The 16,603-nt window shown below is 37.0% G+C and carries 12 protein-coding genes; 8 read left to right on the forward strand and 4 right to left on the reverse strand.

The genetic code is table 11. The features are described from left to right. Positions 1 to 53: 53 nt before the first annotated feature. A complete protein-coding gene (locus tag ACPF63_RS07875; protein WP_426482612.1) occupies positions 54 to 1,469 on the reverse strand; it encodes a leucyl aminopeptidase family protein in 1,416 nt (471 codons plus the stop codon). A 92-nt stretch (positions 1,470 to 1,561) separates the two neighbouring features. Then, positions 1,562 to 2,683: an alpha/beta hydrolase-fold protein gene (locus tag ACPF63_RS07880; RefSeq protein WP_426482613.1), complete on the reverse strand. Its 1,122-nt coding sequence runs from the start codon at positions 2,681 to 2,683 to the stop codon at positions 1,562 to 1,564. A 201-nt stretch (positions 2,684 to 2,884) separates the two neighbouring features. On the opposite strand from ACPF63_RS07880, the gene glgB reads away from it, so the two are divergent. From glgB to apaG, 8 genes are all read left to right on the forward strand, one after another. After that, positions 2,885 to 4,831, forward strand: a complete 1,947-nt coding sequence (glgB, locus tag ACPF63_RS07885; RefSeq protein WP_426482614.1) for a 1,4-alpha-glucan branching protein GlgB — start codon at positions 2,885 to 2,887, stop codon at positions 4,829 to 4,831. Positions 4,832 to 4,834: 3 nt separating this feature from the next. Beyond that, positions 4,835 to 6,241: a glycogen synthase gene (locus ACPF63_RS07890; RefSeq protein WP_426482615.1), complete on the forward strand. Its 1,407-nt coding sequence runs from the start codon at positions 4,835 to 4,837 to the stop codon at positions 6,239 to 6,241. A gap of 83 nt (positions 6,242 to 6,324) precedes the next feature. Further along, on the forward strand, positions 6,325 to 7,593 hold the full coding sequence (locus tag ACPF63_RS07895) for a glucose-1-phosphate adenylyltransferase (RefSeq protein WP_047385305.1): 1,269 nt from the start codon (positions 6,325 to 6,327) through the stop codon (positions 7,591 to 7,593). Between the two features lie 263 nt (positions 7,594 to 7,856). Beyond that, entirely contained in the window at positions 7,857 to 8,819 is a 963-nt protein-coding gene (locus ACPF63_RS07900; protein ID WP_426482616.1) for a hypothetical protein, read from the forward strand. Positions 8,820 to 9,083: 264 nt separating this feature from the next. Further along, positions 9,084 to 10,124, forward strand: coding sequence for an SRPBCC domain-containing protein (locus ACPF63_RS07905; protein WP_077416902.1), 1,041 nt, complete (start codon positions 9,084 to 9,086; stop codon positions 10,122 to 10,124). A gap of 126 nt (positions 10,125 to 10,250) precedes the next feature. After that, entirely contained in the window at positions 10,251 to 13,067 is a 2,817-nt protein-coding gene (locus ACPF63_RS07910) for a 2-oxoglutarate dehydrogenase E1 component (RefSeq protein ID WP_426482617.1), read from the forward strand. A 39-nt stretch (positions 13,068 to 13,106) separates the two neighbouring features. Continuing rightward, complete coding sequence (gene odhB / locus ACPF63_RS07915) at positions 13,107 to 14,360, forward strand: 2-oxoglutarate dehydrogenase complex dihydrolipoyllysine-residue succinyltransferase (RefSeq protein WP_077416905.1); 1,254 nt, start codon at positions 13,107 to 13,109, stop codon at positions 14,358 to 14,360. An 82-nt stretch (positions 14,361 to 14,442) separates the two neighbouring features. After that, positions 14,443 to 14,832 carry a Co2+/Mg2+ efflux protein ApaG gene (gene apaG / locus ACPF63_RS07920; protein ID WP_077416907.1) on the forward strand — a complete coding sequence of 130 codons (390 nt, stop codon included), beginning with the start codon at positions 14,443 to 14,445 and terminating at the stop codon, positions 14,830 to 14,832. A gap of 80 nt (positions 14,833 to 14,912) precedes the next feature. Here the strand turns inward: apaG and ACPF63_RS07925 are convergent, their stop codons facing one another. Together ACPF63_RS07925 and ACPF63_RS07930 are read right to left on the reverse strand one after the other, a co-directional pair. Then, positions 14,913 to 15,467, reverse strand: a complete 555-nt coding sequence (locus tag ACPF63_RS07925; protein WP_047385300.1) for a 3'-5' exonuclease — start codon at positions 15,465 to 15,467, stop codon at positions 14,913 to 14,915. A 152-nt stretch (positions 15,468 to 15,619) separates the two neighbouring features. Further along, a complete protein-coding gene (locus ACPF63_RS07930; protein WP_426482618.1) occupies positions 15,620 to 16,597 on the reverse strand; it encodes a glycosyltransferase family 2 protein in 978 nt (325 codons plus the stop codon). Positions 16,598 to 16,603: the final 6 nt, after the last annotated feature.

The following is a 16,603-nucleotide window of genomic DNA, read 5'->3' on the forward strand; positions in this document are numbered from 1 at the left end:
TTTTGAAAATTCACTAATCAATTATACAGAGTTTTTTTGTAAAAAACTAATTTTTAATGATAATTTTCAATTAAATCCACAAGGAGTTGAACCCCATAACCTGTTGCTGCTTTTTCCTTGGCGTAGCCTACATTCCCAAAGGCTACTCCTGCAATATCCAAATGTGCCCATTTAGGATGGTTTTCAATGAATTGCTCTAAGAATTTTGCTGCAATAATACAATCTCCGATCGGTTTTAAGGAGATGTTTTTCATATCGGCTACATCAGACTGAATGTCGTCCTTCCACACATCCCATAAAGGAAGATTCCAAACTCTCTGATTGGTTTGATCTCCAGTTTTTATCAGATTATTTTTCAGTTCCTCATTATTGGAGAACATCGCGGCACAGGTATCTCCAAACATGCGTACAGAGCTTCCTGTTAAAGTAGCCAGGTCAATCAGAAAGTCTGTTTTGTAGTTTTTGGAAAGGTAAGATAATCCGTCTGCAAGGATTAAACGACCTTCGGCATCGGTATCAAGTACTTCAATGGTTTTTCCGTTGTAGGCTGTGATCACATCACTCGGAAGCAGGGCTTTTTCAGAAACAGCATTATCTGTAATAGGAAGAACAGCAATGATGTTCACAGGAAGCTGCATTTCTGCAGCATAAATCAAAGTACCCAAAACAGCTGTAGCGCCTCCCATATCAGACTTCATATAATGCAGATTGGCAGAGCTTTTTATTGATATTCCTCCAGTATCAAACAAAATACATTTTCCTACCAGTCCGAAAGTCTTGGCATTTTTAACCGTAGTTTTGTATTCTAAAATAGTGAACGCAGCATCATAAGCACTTCCCTGATTGACTGATAGGTAAGCACCCAACCCAAGCTCTTCACATTTCTTTCTGTTAAATACGGTATATTTTAGCTCATGTTTTTTTGCCAGATTTTTAAGATATGCACTTAAAATATCCGGTTTTTTAAGATTGGCAGGTTTGTTGAGCCAGTCCTGACAGGCAGTCTGCCCGTTAATAAGGGCTTCGGTTTTCTGACTGATATGATCTAGTTTTTTCTGGCTTAAATTTTCAAAATGCAATTCAAATTTTACATTCCAGAAAACATGTTTCTTATCGAAAGGATAGTTGTAAGTTCCAGCTAAAAGTCCTTTTACAAATTCCTCAAACTGTTTTTCATTCATGAAATCTGCCAGAGCTAATGTAGGCACTGCCTGCAGTTTTTCTTTCTGTGTTTGTGAAAATTTTGCTGCAACCTGCTGGATTTCAAAATTCTGTAACGTAGATTTTCCTAATCCAATAAAATAGGTAATTCCTTCTTCATGAGCATTGATGAAAACTTCATACTTCTTTCCCGTAAAAAAAGTAGAAATGTTTTTATTGAAATTTTTACTGGATTTTGTCCATTCTTCCTCTGTAAATACGTGGAAGACCTGAGTGTAATTTTTGTTTTTTTTATTAATTAGTTTCATAAGTAGATATTATATTTTTCTAAGATCATAGACAATCGTCTTCTTCATTTGTTCTTGTCTGTCCGAAAATCTTCTTCAGCAATTTTGCTGGCTTAGTTTTTAATGCTTTGTTGTTGTGGTTTTACTTCTACAGGGTTTTCAGTATTATCGTAGAATAGCCATTCAATGGCCCTTGGAAACTCCTGTGACCAGTAAAATTCATTATGAGTGCCCTCAGGATTGATATTGGTCTTGAACTCAAAATCAAACAGCTTTTTCTCTTCCCATCTTTTCAGATATTCTTCAAAAATATGAATCCTTTTGACCATTTTAGATCCTTCCTGACCGCCTCCATAAAGATAAATTTTTGTTTTAAAAGGAATCCGGAAATTCATCATCGGGAAATTGTTGTTGGGCTCAACCCACAGTGAAGGAGAGAATATCAATAACTTGGAATACACTTCAGGATAAAGAAATCCACTGTATATACTGATGAGTGCCCCTAATGAGCTGCCCCCGATTCCGGTATTGTCACGGTCTTTTTTTGTTCTGTAATTTTCATCCACAAAAGGTTTTAAAGTATCTGCAATAAAACGGATGTATTTTTTTCCCTCAGAACCATTGGCTACATGATCATTATCGAAAATATATTCTTTAATTCTTTCCTCGCTGCCATGTTCTATAGCAATGATGATAAGGTCACCACGGCCATATTCTGCAAGGATAGACAGCTTCTTATCAATTTCCCAGTTTCCGAAGCCGCTCCCTTCATTGAATAAGTTCTGGGCATCCTGAAGATATAAAACAGGATATCGCTTATCCGTTGTATGATAATCGTAGGGAAGCAGTGCCCAAACTTTACGGTGGCGGTCAAGCTGCGGGATATAAAAATTTTCGGAAATTATTTCAGCAATGGGATAATATTCTTCTTTGAACGGGCCCCAGTTTAATCTCCATTTTTTTACAGTATCCGAAGTTTTGCCAGCTGCTTTTTTTACTTTCCGGTTGGGAGTGATATTTCCATATTCATCCAGCTCCACATTCTCCCAGCCTCCCTTTGTGAATTTATAGTCAATTTCTTCGGCAAGTATCTGGTCTTCAATTTCTATAAAATAATTGGAGGGATCTGTTTGTTGGAGCTGGAAATTGTAATCTTTAGGATTCCAGCTGTTGAAATTTCCGGTGATAAATACCGGTCTGTCGTCTTTTTCTTCTGTATAAAGTTCAAACCTCATCGTATGTGTTTAATAAAAATAGTGATGCTAAATTTATAAAAAAAGATTGTTTTGAAATCATAAAAATGTGAGGTAAAAAATGATATATTTGATAGAAAGACAAAACACGAAATGGTATTGATAATTATTTGATGAATTATTAATCGCTATTGTCAGTATTTTTCGTAGTTTCAGGCAAATTATAAATATAAACTGATCTTGATGAATTCTGTTAAAACCTACACGCTTTTCACCGATCATGATGTGTATCTTTTCAAAGAAGGTAGACATTATAAGCTGTATGGTAAATTTGGAGCACATTCTGCAGAAAAAGATGGCGTGAAAGGCGTGTACTTTTCAGTGTGGGCACCCAATGCAAAGAAAGTTTCCGTTATTGGAAATTTTAATAACTGGAATCATAAAGATCACATTTTGTTTCCAAGATGGGACGGATCTGGAATTTGGGAAGGATTTATTGAAGGCTTAACCTGGGGAACATTATATAAATATGCCATTGAAACACCAAGAGGCGAGATTCTGGAAAAAAGCGATCCTTATGCGGTAAGCTGGGAACAGAATATTCAGGCAGCTTCTTTGGTTTCCACCACCTGGTATGAATGGAATGACAAGGAATGGATGGATAGCCGCTGGGAAAAAAACAGGCTGGAAGCTCCTATATCAGTGTATGAACTGCACCTTGGCTCATGGGTGAGGGAAGGTGATAATCCTGGACAGTTTTTAAATTACCGGGATATTGCAGAAAAGCTGGTTCCTTATGTCAGAGAAATGGGGTTTACCCACGTAGAGTTCATGCCTGTAATGGAGTATCCGTACGATCCAAGCTGGGGATATCAGATTACAGGTTTTTACGCGGCGACTTCACGCTTCGGTTCACCACAGGATCTGATGTTTCTCATTGATGAACTTCATAAAAATAATATAGGCGTTATTCTGGATTGGGTTCCGTCTCATTTTCCCGGAGATGCTAATGGTCTTCACCGCTTCGATGGTTCCTATCTTTATGAACATGAAGATCCGAGAAAAGGGTTTCATCCTGATTGGAAGTCACATATTTTCAACTACGGGAGAAATGAAGTGAAATCTTTTCTGATCTCTAATGCCATGTTCTGGCTGGACCGCTACCATGCTGATGGATTGCGTGTAGATGCCGTAACTTCAATGCTGCATCTGGATTATTCAAGAAATGAGGGCGAATGGGAACCGAACATCTATGGAACCAATGTAAATCTGGAAGCAAAAACATTTCTGCAGGAATTTAATACTGCAGTCTATAAGGAATTCGGAAATAGTATAATGACCATAGCAGAAGAAAGCTCAGATTTTCCCATGCTTACAAAACCTGTTCACGATGGAGGTGTAGGCTTTGGGATGAAATGGATGATGGGCTGGATGCATGATACGCTGGATTATTTTAAAGAAGATTTTCCTAACCGTAAATTCCATCACCATAAACTGACGTTTGCTTCTATGTATATGTATAATGAAAATTATATGATGCCTTTGTCACACGATGAAGTGGTACACGGAAAAGCAAGTCTGATCTATAAAATGAAAGGGGACGAATGGCAGAAATTTGCCAATCTGCGGGCCTTATATGTATATATGTATACCCATCCCGGAGCCAAACTGCTTTTCATGGGGGATGAATTCGGGCAGACCAGTGAATGGAACTTTACCAGAAGCCTGGACTGGCATTTGCTGAAATATCCTGTTCATAAAGGAATGCAGGAAATCGTTAAGGAACTGAATCACCTGTATACATCAGACTCTGCCTTTTATGAAAACCAGTTTGATAAACATGGTTTTGAATGGGTAGAAGCAGATGATCTGGAAAACTCAGTGTATATATACCTGAGAAAAGGAAAACGGAAAGATGATGTGGCTATGGTAGCTTTGAACCTGGCTCCAAAAGTACTGGATTATAAAATAGGGATTCCTGCAGGAACTCATTGGGAGGTTGTTTTAAATTCTGATGATGAAAAATACAGCGGAAGCGGAGTAGAACCTGAAATACTGGAAGAGAAGCATGAAGAATGGCGGGGATATCCGAAATCAATGACTGTAAAACTACCGCCCTTGGCAGGAATTATTTTAAGACAGAAGAAAGATAAAAAGTATAAATTACACAGAATTAAACACAAGAGATAAGGAATGGTTGTTTATCATTTAAGTACAGAATGTTATCCTGTAGCAAAAGTAGGCGGTCTTGCGGATGTAGTAGGAGCGCTGCCAAAATATCAGAATAAAATAAAAGGAGTAGAAGCTAAAGTAGTAATACCATGGTACAACAAGCCCTTTATATATGATCATGAATTTGATTTGGTTTTTGATGGATTTATTCATCAGGGAACCAATATGCTGCAGGTTCAGGTGTTGAAAGAAAAGACAAACGCTCTGGGGTTTGAACTGTATATGGTGAGAATCCCCGGATTATTAGACAGAGACAATCCTTATGGATATCAGGACGAAAGTTTCCAGTTTATCGCCTTCCAGCATGGAGTGTTACACTGGCTGTGTGCCATGGAAATTCGTCCAGATGTTTTACATTGTCATGATTATCACACCGGACTGGTTCCCTTTATGGTAGAACACTGCCGGGAATTTGAATTTTTAAAAGGAGTGAAAACAATAGGAACTATCCACAACGGAGAATATCAGGGAACGATGAGTTGGGGGATGGCGCACTATATGCCGTCTTTTGATTCTTATAAATGGGGACTGATGGATTGGAACGGATTCATAAATCCTCTGGCCAGTATGATTAAATGTGCTGATGCCTTTACCACCGTTTCAGAAGGATATCTGGAAGAACTTTTTATAAGTTTCCGCGGATTGGAAAGCCTTGTTCGCCAGGAATTTGGAAAAGCATACGGAATTATCAATGGTATCGACACTGAAGTCTGGAATCCGGAAACCGATCCGATGCTGGATTTTAATTTTAACAGTAAAAATGCAGTCGCCCAAAAGAAGAAAAATAAACAACAACTCTGCAAAGAATATGGATTGAAGCCGGAACTGCCTTTATTTGCCTTTATTGGAAGGTTTGCTACAGAAAAAGGAGCCGATTTTTTACCGGATGTAGTATGGAAAAGCATTAAACAAAGTTATGGAGCTTTAAATATTATGATTCTCGGGTCTGGAAATACCTATATTGAGAATAAGCTAAAGGAATACGATTATACCTATACCAACTTTGCTCTGGATCTGGGATATAAAGAACATCTTTCCCATAAGATCTATGCATCGGCAGATTTCCTTCTGATGCCTTCAAGAGTAGAACCTTGCGGATTGAATCAAATGTATTCCATGAGATACGGAACTGTTCCTGTAGTAAGATATACGGGAGGGCTCAGAGATACCGTAGAAGATATCTCAACCGGAGGTGCAGGACTTAACTTTACTTATCCTGGAGTAGATGATATTGTACATGCGATGAACAGGGCGCTGGGCATTTATAACCAAAAAGGAGTGATGGAAGATCTTATTCATGCCAACATGAATTTTGACTTTGCATGGGAGAAATCTGCAGAAAAATACATAGCTTTATATAATAGCTGATACAATAAAAATAAAGAATGTTTTAAAGTAGCGGTGAACACTAAGAACAAAACAATAAACTCAATAAAAAACGCAAGATATTTATGAATCGAAATGTAATCTCCATAGTTTTAGGAGGAGGCAGGGGAACAAGATTATTCCCGTTAACGTATTCCAGATCAAAACCGGCTGTGCCTATCGCGGGAAAATACAGGTTGGTAGATATTCCTATTTCAAACTGCCTGAATTCTGGATTAAATAAGATTCTGGTTTTAACGCAGTTTAATTCTGCTTCTCTCAATTCACATATTAAGAATTCTTATCACTTTGATATTTTCAGCAAAGGCTTTGTCGATATTCTGGCAGCTGAACAGAATGTAGAAAATGAAAGCTGGTATCAGGGAACTGCAGATGCCGTAAGACAATCGATGAAACATCTTGAAAAATATGATTATGACTATATCCTGATTCTTTCAGGAGATCAGCTGTATCAGATGGATTTCAGGGAAATGCTTGATTTTCACATTGAAAACGGAGGCGATCTTACTATTGCTACAATCCCTGTCAATGCAAAAGATGCCACAGGTTTTGGGATCTTAAAATCGGATGATGAAGGAAATATCACCTCTTTCTATGAAAAGCCGGATTATGATATGCTGGAAGGTCTGAAATCTGAGGTTTCAGCAGAAAATAAACATACAGGAAAAGAGTTCCTGGCTTCCATGGGAATCTATATTTTCACCAAGACTATCCTTAAAAAAATGTTTGATGAAGGAGCTGGTGATGATTTCGGAAAAGATATCATTCCGAGCTCTATTGGAAAATACAAGACACTAAGCTATCAGTATGAAGGATACTGGACAGATATCGGAACTATAGAATCTTTCTACGAAGCGAATCTGGATCTTTGTCTGGATCTGCCGCAGTTTAACCTTTTCTCTTCTTCACCCATTTATACCAGAGCAAGGATGCTTCCTCCGTCAAAAATCAACGGTTCTTATGTAAGTAAGGCTGTGTTTGGTGACGGATGTATCATTATGGCTGATAAAATTGAAAATTCAGTAATCGGGAACAGAACAAGAATAGACAAAGGAAGCACCATCGTAAATTCCTATGTGATGGGAGCCGATTTTTACCAGAATACTACAGAAATTGTGCTGAATGACAGAGCTGGCCGCCCTAATATGGGAATCGGGAAATATTGTTATATAGAAAAAGCAATCCTTGATAAAAACTGTTACATCGGGGACAATGTGAAAATCATCGGAGGAAAGCATATCCCGGATGGCGACTATGGAACTTATTCCGTACAGGATGGGATTGTTGTAGTGAAGAAAGGCGCTGTAATTGCTCCGGGAACACATGTCGGATAATAGAAAGGAAGCTGGAAGATATTAAGCTGATGTAGAACCAGTAATCTTATCATATAAAATTCATGTTTATAAGGTAAGGTCGAATGTTTTTAATCAAAAAATGATTAGTAATTATCCAAGGAATAGTAACCTCCAGCTTCCCTCATCCATCTTCCAGCCTTTAACCAGGTTAATTATTGTTAAACATACAATCAGAGTGATCAGCATATTGTTCACTCTTTTTAGTTAATAAAAACACAATTTAAAAAAGAAAGCCATTCTTGATGAAATACGAACAAGTCTTTTTTAAAATACTACTGATTTTAACAACTTTAACAGCCAAATGCTATACATCACAAACAATTACTGTTCGAGGTATAGCCAAGGATTCTTTAAACAACCTTATATTAATTAGCATAAATGATACGATAAGAAAGTTTAGAGACAAAGCATTTGAAAATAATGACTGGAAAGGTTATGATGCGCTAGCTAATAATAAAAACCTTTCCACAATACCAGATTCTGCTGGGAATTATGTCATAACAGCAAAAGTTACAGATACATTGTATTTTTCTAAAAGAAAGTATACTACCCAAAAATATAAAGTTGCAGATATAATAAAGAATAATATTCAGGTTAATTTAAAGCCAGCGCCATGTATTCCTAATAAAGAATGTGATCAGAAAGTTCCATCAAAGTTATATATTTTCGTAGGAAAAAAAATAAATGTTACTTCTGTAGACAGATCACAATATTGTGGTGAAATGATGGATAGCGAATATAAAGCTGAATATAAAATTGAACAGGAATTTTCTGAACATTATCCCTCTTCAACAATTGTTTTTACAGCTTATGACCATAACAGCATGTATGAATTTGATTTTAGAAATTATGATCATATATTAATTTTTGTAGGAGAATATTGCGGTGACTTAATTCATTTGAAATATCAATTTTTTCCTTTATACAAAACAGCTGACGGGAGATGGGCAAGTCCTGTGAAGCTCAAAATGGAGCAAGTGTATCAACTTAGCCAATATGCACCTTCTAAAATAGATTTTGATCAATCTATCAATTTTGATTTACCATATGATTTATCCGAAGAGCAAATTGCTCAATTAAGAAAATATAAGTTTCCCGAAAAATACTATGATATTAAGGATAATAAGGCAATCCCAATAATGGGAAGATATGTGGAAGATTTAGTGAAAATCTGGAAGGAAATTTCTGAGAAAAATAAAGAATAAATTAAGTAAAAGAATAAAAGCTTGAAACTCGGGAAAGAAGTAAGAAGATGGAAGTTATTAAAGGCGGAAATAACCTGTTTTATCATATAGAATTTCAGGTTATTTGGATTTTCAATCAGAAGTCTACTAGCGATTTCTTTCAAATAGTAACCTCCAGCTTCCCTCATCCATCTTCCAGCCTTTAACCAGGTTAATTATTGTTAAACATACAATCAGAGTGATCAGCATATTGTTCACTCTTTTTATTTGTATTATTTTTGTGCGATGCGTATTTTTAAGATATTAACTTTTATCGTTGTTTTGTTGGGGGGAGCTTATGCTGCTTCCATGTACTATTTTGTGGACGAAAGTAAAAATTTCACCATTGAAAAAGAGATTGATTATCCGGTAGATAAGGTATTTACCCAATTTAATAATCTGCAGAACTTTACAAGATGGAACAACTTTTTTACCAGTTCACAATCTATCGATATTGATTATTATACGCCTTATGAAGGACAGGGAAGTGCCATCAGTTATGTAGATGCTAAAAATAATACCGATGGAGAAATGTTTATCCGGTATGAGAACCTTAATAAAACATTGAAATATCAGCTTTTTGAGGATGAAAATGAAAATCCAACGCTGGTTGATGTTAAATTTAAGCCTGTTTCTGCAGAAAAAACAAAAATAATCTGGTACGTACATACACCTAAACTGGCTGTCTGGAAAAGAGTAGAAAACTTCTGGACTGAAGACCGTTTTGCTGAAAATATCGACAAAAGCATGACGAATCTTAAAAATTCTTTAGGAAATAAAGTAGAAAAAGACAATCAGATGGCAGCAATCAAATATGACAGCCTGATGGTGGAAAATGAAGAAGACAAACTGTTGCTTGGGATCAATGTAAGTACTTCAAATAAAAAAGACGCGCTCTACAAAAATATCGTGATGAATTATAACAAAGCTTATAACTTTGTGACGATGGATATGGGAAAAAGAGATGATGAATTTGGATATCCCATCCTGATCACTGACGCGGACAATTATAAAGATAAAGAAGTTTCTTATTTTCTGGGAATTCCGCTTTCTAAGAAAATTGGAGTGTCTGACAATAATTTCAATTTCAGATCCGTAAATCCGTCTCAAAATTACGTAATCTACTATAAAGGGAACTATGAAGGACGAATTCGGGCAATTCAGCAGCTGATTCAGAAAGCCAAAAAAGACGAGATGCGCTTCGGGGATATCCGCCAGACCTTTATTGAACGTCCGATGGAAGGACAGGACGTGAACATGAAGCTCTCATTATCAGTGTATAAGTGATTTTTATTTATTTATTTTTTTCTTAAGTTTTTTTAACGGTTTCAGACTGTTCTAACTCGGTTTTTTTTATTAAATTTGAAGATTAATTCTACAAATAAATTTTAATAAAATAGATAAACTGTAATAATGGACAGATTTTCATTCCTAAACGCAGCTCATTCTCAATTAATTGAGGATTTATACCAACAGTACTTAAAATTCCCAGACTCCCTAGAACCATCATGGAAAGCCTTCTTTCAAGGCTTCGATTTTGCTTTAGAGAACTATGGAGATGACGATAACACCCAGTTTATTCAGGCTTCGGCCAGCGCTGCCCCGGCAGTTCAACAACAGATTTCTCAGGCAGTATCAAACGGAGAAGTTCCTGAGCATATCAAGAAAGAATTTAAAGTAGTAAACCTTATTGAGGCTTACAGAACAAGAGGGCACCTTTTTACAAAAACAAACCCGGTAAGAGAAAGAAGACACTATACACCTACTTTAGATATCGAAAATTTCGGTCTTTCTAAAGAAGATTTAAATACAAAATTCAACTGCGCTGTTGAAACAGGAATGAAAGAGCCTGCTACATTGGCAGATTTGATCAAACATCTTGAAAGTATCTACTGCGATTCTATCGGAGTAGAATATACATACATCAACAACGTTGAAGAAAAAGATTTCATCAAAAGATGGCTTCAGGTAAATGAAAACCATCCAAGCCTTTCTGCAAACGAAAAAACAGAGATTTTATTAAAATTAAACCAGGCGGTTGCATTTGAAAACTATCTTCACACAAAATTTGTAGGACAAAAAAGATTCTCATTAGAAGGAGGTGAAACATTAATTCCGGCTTTAGATCAGTTGATCTCAAGATCTTCTCAGTTAGGAGTGGATGAAGTGGTGTTAGGAATGGCTCACAGAGGTAGACTAAACGTACTTACCAATATTTTCGGGAAATCTTACAAGCAGATTTTCTCGGAATTTGAAGGGAAGGAGTTTGAAGAAGATGTATTCTCAGGTGATGTTAAATATCACTTAGGATCATCTAAAAAGATCAAAACTGCTTCAGGAGAAGAAGTGTGTATCAACCTTACTCCGAACCCGTCTCACCTTGAGACAGTGGCTGCTTTGGTAGAAGGGATCTGCCGTGCAAAAGTAGATGACAAATACAAAGATTACTCTAAAGTATTGCCAATCATCATTCACGGTGACGGAGCTATTGCCGGACAAGGTATTGCTTACGAAGTAGCTCAGATGATGACGCTGGAAGGATACAGAACAGGAGGTACGGTTCATATCGTTGTAAATAACCAGGTTTCATTTACAACCAACTATATGGATGCAAGATCTTCAACATACTGTACAGATATTGCAAAAGTTACAGAATCTCCTGTAATGCACGTGAATGCTGACGATGCTGAAGCTGTTGTTCATGCCATCCATTTTGCTGCTGATTTCAGAGCGAAATTCGGAAAAGATGTTTATATTGACCTTTTAGGATATAGAAAATACGGACATAATGAAGGTGATGAACCAAGATTCACTCAGCCTAACTTATATAAAACAATTTCAAAACACCCGAATCCAAGAGAAATTTATAAAGATAAATTACTTAAAGACAGCATTACTTCCAATGATGTAATTGCTAAAATGGAAACGGAATTCAAAGCTCTTCTGGATAAAGATTTTGATGCTTCAAAGGAAATTGAAAAGAACGTAATGGATCTGTTCATGGCTGAAGACTGGACTAACTACCCAATCGGAAAGAGAGGAGCAGTTCAGTTGCCGGTTGATACAAAATATGATGCCGCAAAGCTGAAAGAATTAGCGCTGAAAATGTCAACACTTCCTGTTGATAAAAAATTCATCAATAAAATTACAAGACTTTTCGAAAACCGTATCAAAGCTATTGAAGGAAATTCATTAGACTGGGCATTAGGAGAGTGGTTAGCATATGCAACACTACTTGTAGAAGGTCACAACGTAAGAATTTCCGGAGAAGATGTAGAAAGAGGTACTTTCTCTCACAGACATGCGGTAGTAAAAACAGAAGATACAGAAGAAGAATATATCCCGTTAAGACACGTATCGGAAAGCAGATTTGATGTATTCAACTCTCACCTTTCAGAATATGGTGTTCTAGGTTTCGATTACGGATATGCAATGGCTTCTCCAAATACATTAACGATCTGGGAAGCTCAGTTCGGAGATTTCGTAAATGGAGCTCAGATTATTGTTGACCAATATCTTGCCGCAGCCGAAGAAAAGTGGAAGATCCAGAACGGATTGGTAATGTTATTGCCTCACGGTTCAGAAGGACAGGGAGCAGAACACTCTTCAGCAAGATTGGAAAGATTCCTTACCCTTTGTGCTAATGAAAACATGGTAGTCGCTAATATTACTTCACCTGCCAACTACTTCCACTTATTGAGAAGACAGTTGAAATGGGGCTTCAGAAAACCACTGATCGTAATGAGTCCTAAATCTTTACTGAGACATCCTAAAGTGGTTTCTCCAATTGAAGATTTTGCAAACGGTACATTCCAGCCAATCTTGGATGATCCAACTGCAGATCCTAAAAAAGTAGAAAAAGTAGTTCTTTGTTCAGGTAAACTGTACTTCGAATTATTAGCGAAGAAAGAAGAATTAAACTGTGAAAATATTGCATTGGTAAGATTTGAGCAGTTATATCCACTTCAGGCAGATGCTATTGAAGCGATCTTCAACAAATACGAAAACAGAAAACAATTGGTTTGGGCTCAGGAAGAACCTGAAAACATGGGAGCTTGGTCTTATATCCTGAGAAACTTCAGAGATACAGGAATCCAGGTAGTTGCTCCGGTACCAAGCGGTGCTCCAGCTCCAGGTAGCCACAAAATGTTTGAGAAAAACCAAAATGCAGTGATCAACAGAGTTTTCGACAGAGATGATGCTCCTGCAAAAAGACCAGTTACAGCTTAATTTAAATAATATCCAATTAAAAAATAAAAAATACTCGATATGTCAGTTTTAGAAATGAAAGTTCCTTCACCGGGCGAATCAATTACAGAAGTTGAAATTGCAACTTGGCTTGTAAAAGATGGTGATTATGTAGAAAAAGATCAACCTATCGCCGAAGTGGATTCAGATAAAGCAACTCTTGAATTGCCGGCAGAGCAAAGTGGTATTATCACTTTAAAGGCAGAAGAAGGTGATGTAGTACAGGTAGGTCAGGTAGTTTGTTTAATTGATATGGATGCTAAAAGACCAGAAGGTGCTGCACCTGCTGCTGAAGCTCCAAAACAGGAAGAAGCTCCGAAAGCGGCTGAACCTGCGAAACAAGAAGCTCCAAAACCTGCAGCTCCGGTAGCGGCTCCACAAACTTATGCAACAGGAGCTCCATCTCCGGCTGCTAAGAAAATCCTTGATGAAAAAGGAATGGATTCTGCTCAGGTTTCAGGAACAGGAAGAGACGGAAGAATTACTAAAACTGATGCTGAATTAGCGGCTGTTCCTGCATTAGGAGGAAGCCCAATGACAGCTACAGGTGCTAGAACTACCACTACAACTAAACTTTCAGTTTTAAGAAGAAAAATCGCACAAAGACTGGTTTCTGTGAAGAACGAAACAGCTATGCTGACGACTTTCAACGAAGTGGATATGTCTGAAATCTTCAGATTAAGAAAGCTTTATAAAGAAGAATTTGCTCAGAAACACGGAGTTGGACTTGGTTTCATGTCTTTCTTTACTAAAGCGGTGACAAGAGCATTACAAATGTACCCGGATGTAAATGCATCTATCGACGGTGACTTCAAAGTAAACTACGATTTCTGTGATATTTCAATTGCGGTTTCAGGTCCTAAAGGATTAATGGTTCCAGTATTGAGAAATGCTGAAAATATGTCTTTCGCAAGCGTGGAAGCAAACATTAAAGATCTTGCTATCAAAGTAAGAGACGGTAAAATTACTGTTGACGAAATGACTGGTGGTACTTTCACTATTACAAATGGTGGAACTTTCGGATCTATGATGTCTACGCCAATTATCAACCCTCCACAGTCTGCAATCTTAGGAATGCACAACATTATCCAGAGACCGGTTGCTGTTGACGGACAGGTAGTAATCAGACCAATGATGTACGTTGCAATGTCTTATGACCACAGAATTATCGACGGTAAAGAATCTGTAGGATTCCTTGTTGCGGTAAAAGAAGGTATCGACAATCCAGTTGAAATATTATTGGGAGGTGACGAAAGAAAAGGCCTTGGTTTATAGTTTTAATAAAATTATAATGTAAATATATTATCTCGCCTTATAAAAAAGGCGAGATTTTTGTATTTATTAAGAAAATGCTACAATGATGTTTTCAAAAATGACTTCCAATATCAAAGTTTCAGTAATACCTGAATATGATAGTAAAAACAGTTATCCATCCGAAAACCGTTACGTTTTTAAATACAATATCACGATAGAAAATGACGGAAGCTTTCCTATCAAAGTATTGAAAAGAAAATGGTTGATTTTTGATGTAGGATTTGGATACACAGAGATTATAGGTGATGGCGTAATCGGCCTCACTCCTGAAATAGGAACAAATGAAAATTTCTCTTATTTCTCCAATGTAATGCTTCGTTCCGGAGTAGGGAATATGAGCGGAAAATACCTGGTGAAAAACCTGGAAACACAGGAAACTTTTGAAATTGATATTCCAAAATTCAATCTGTTATCTGAAGTGTTGAGTAATTAAAGCTTTTTTGTACCAGAATAGTACAATAGTAATGATTGATAGATTGTAGAATAAGAACCCGGGTTCAATAATCTGTTCTATTAAAGCTTTTTGATTTTCGCTTTCAAATATTCATTTACTTCATCATTACTGGTGAGAAACAATTTCTCAAAAGCCAGGAGAGAGATCTTTGCACATACTTCAGCATCTGCTCCCGCTCTGTGGTGGGTAAAATCAATTTTATGATATTCTGCCAAAGGTTTCAAACCGTATTTTGGAAGGTAGTTCCATGACTTCTTGGCAAGCTGTATGCTGCACAAATAGCTGAGCTGGGGAGTAAACATCCCATAATGTTCCAAACATCCTCTTAAAACAGAAGCATCAAATCCTGCATTATGAGCAATCATAAGGCTTCCGTACATCATATCCTGGGCTTCATACCATATCTCATCAAAAGTAGGTGCATCTTTTACATCTTCCGGTTGAATCCCGTGCACCGCAATATTGAATTTATTAAAATAAGGAAAACTCGGAGGTTTGATCAGCCAGGTTTTAGTCTCAACAATCTTAGAATCCTGTACCACACATATTCCCATCTCACAAGCTGAACTTTTCTCATGAGTAGCCGTTTCAAAATCTATTGCACAGAAATCCATTGTTTTTAAATTATAAATTGTTGCTAGTTCTTTAGTTTAGTGTTTAAGGTTTAAAGTTTAAGGTTAGTTGAAGTTATAAATGTTTTTACTAGCAATCTCTGTTCTTATATAGTAGAAGATTTATTTCCCTAATCCCTATTACCTGCAACCTATCATCTGCCACCTAAAAAGTGTTTAAAAATAAGCCATTTCGATTGATAGAACTCATTCTTTTGGCTTTTCTGACGAAGTTTCCATGTTCCCGGAAGCTGTCTGTAAAATCCAAAATGAGCCTTTACAACAGCCCACAGATGTGGAAAACCATGTTTTAATCCAAAATAAACTCCGGCAACACCATCCAGACATAATCTGAAAAAGATCAGCCAGATCAATTGAGGAAAGGGAAGGTTCTTAAGCATCATGGAAAGGTTATTTCTGATGTTTAAAAAAGTTTTTTGTGCACTCTGTTTGTTAAGTGTACCACCACCTACATGATAAACTTTGGATTTTCCCGTATAATAAATCTTTTTCCCGGAATTAATGAGTCTCCAGCAAAGGTCAATTTCCTCCTGATGGGCAAAAAATCTGGCATCAAAACCATTCTGCTCCCAGAAATCTTTTGAACGGATGAAAAAGCAGCATCCTGATGCCCAGAAAATCTCTGTATCATCATTATACTGTCCTTTATCTTCTTCCAGGTCATCAAAAACCCTGCCTCTGCAATAAGGATATCCAAGGTTGTCTATCAATCCGCCGGCAGCTCCCGCAAATTCAAAATAGCTTCTATTGTGATAAGATAATATTTTAGGCTGTACTGCTGAAACGGAAGGATTTTTTTCCAATAATTCCAAAGCAGGTTCTATCCAGTTCTCGGTAACTTCTACATCAGAATTGAGAAGGCAGTAATATTCATTAGAGATGGCTTTCAACCCTTCATTATAACCTCCTGCAAACCCATAGTTTTTATCGTTTTTAATAACGGTTACTGTGGGGAAATTTTTTTGTAAAAACTCAATGGAATCATCCGTAGAAAGATTATCGATAACAAAAATATCCGCATTCTGAGAAAATTGAACCACACCCGGCAGAAATTTTTCAAGCCAATTTCTGCCGTTCCAGTTTAAGATGGCAACTGCCAGTTTTTTCTGCATGTCAAT

Origin of the sequence: Chryseobacterium sp. R2ACT005, from assembly GCF_049949215.1 — a bacterium.
GTDB lineage: Bacteria > Bacteroidota > Bacteroidia > Flavobacteriales > Weeksellaceae > Chryseobacterium.

Coding starts and splice junctions, on each gene's coding strand:
- ACPF63_RS07875 (WP_426482612.1), bottom strand. CDS start 1,469: ATGAAACTAATTAATAAAAAAAACAAAAATTACACTCAGGTCTTCCAC.
- ACPF63_RS07880 (WP_426482613.1), bottom strand. CDS start 2,683: ATGAGGTTTGAACTTTATACAGAAGAAAAAGACGACAGACCGGTATTT.
- glgB (WP_426482614.1), top strand. CDS start 2,885: ATGAATTCTGTTAAAACCTACACGCTTTTCACCGATCATGATGTGTAT.
- ACPF63_RS07890 (WP_426482615.1), top strand. CDS start 4,835: ATGGTTGTTTATCATTTAAGTACAGAATGTTATCCTGTAGCAAAAGTA.
- ACPF63_RS07895 (WP_047385305.1), top strand. CDS start 6,325: ATGAATCGAAATGTAATCTCCATAGTTTTAGGAGGAGGCAGGGGAACA.
- ACPF63_RS07900 (WP_426482616.1), top strand. CDS start 7,857: ATGAAATACGAACAAGTCTTTTTTAAAATACTACTGATTTTAACAACT.
- ACPF63_RS07905 (WP_077416902.1), top strand. CDS start 9,084: ATGCGTATTTTTAAGATATTAACTTTTATCGTTGTTTTGTTGGGGGGA.
- ACPF63_RS07910 (WP_426482617.1), top strand. CDS start 10,251: ATGGACAGATTTTCATTCCTAAACGCAGCTCATTCTCAATTAATTGAG.
- odhB (WP_077416905.1), top strand. CDS start 13,107: ATGTCAGTTTTAGAAATGAAAGTTCCTTCACCGGGCGAATCAATTACA.
- apaG (WP_077416907.1), top strand. CDS start 14,443: ATGATGTTTTCAAAAATGACTTCCAATATCAAAGTTTCAGTAATACCT.
- ACPF63_RS07925 (WP_047385300.1), bottom strand. CDS start 15,467: ATGGATTTCTGTGCAATAGATTTTGAAACGGCTACTCATGAGAAAAGT.
- ACPF63_RS07930 (WP_426482618.1), bottom strand. CDS start 16,597: ATGCAGAAAAAACTGGCAGTTGCCATCTTAAACTGGAACGGCAGAAAT.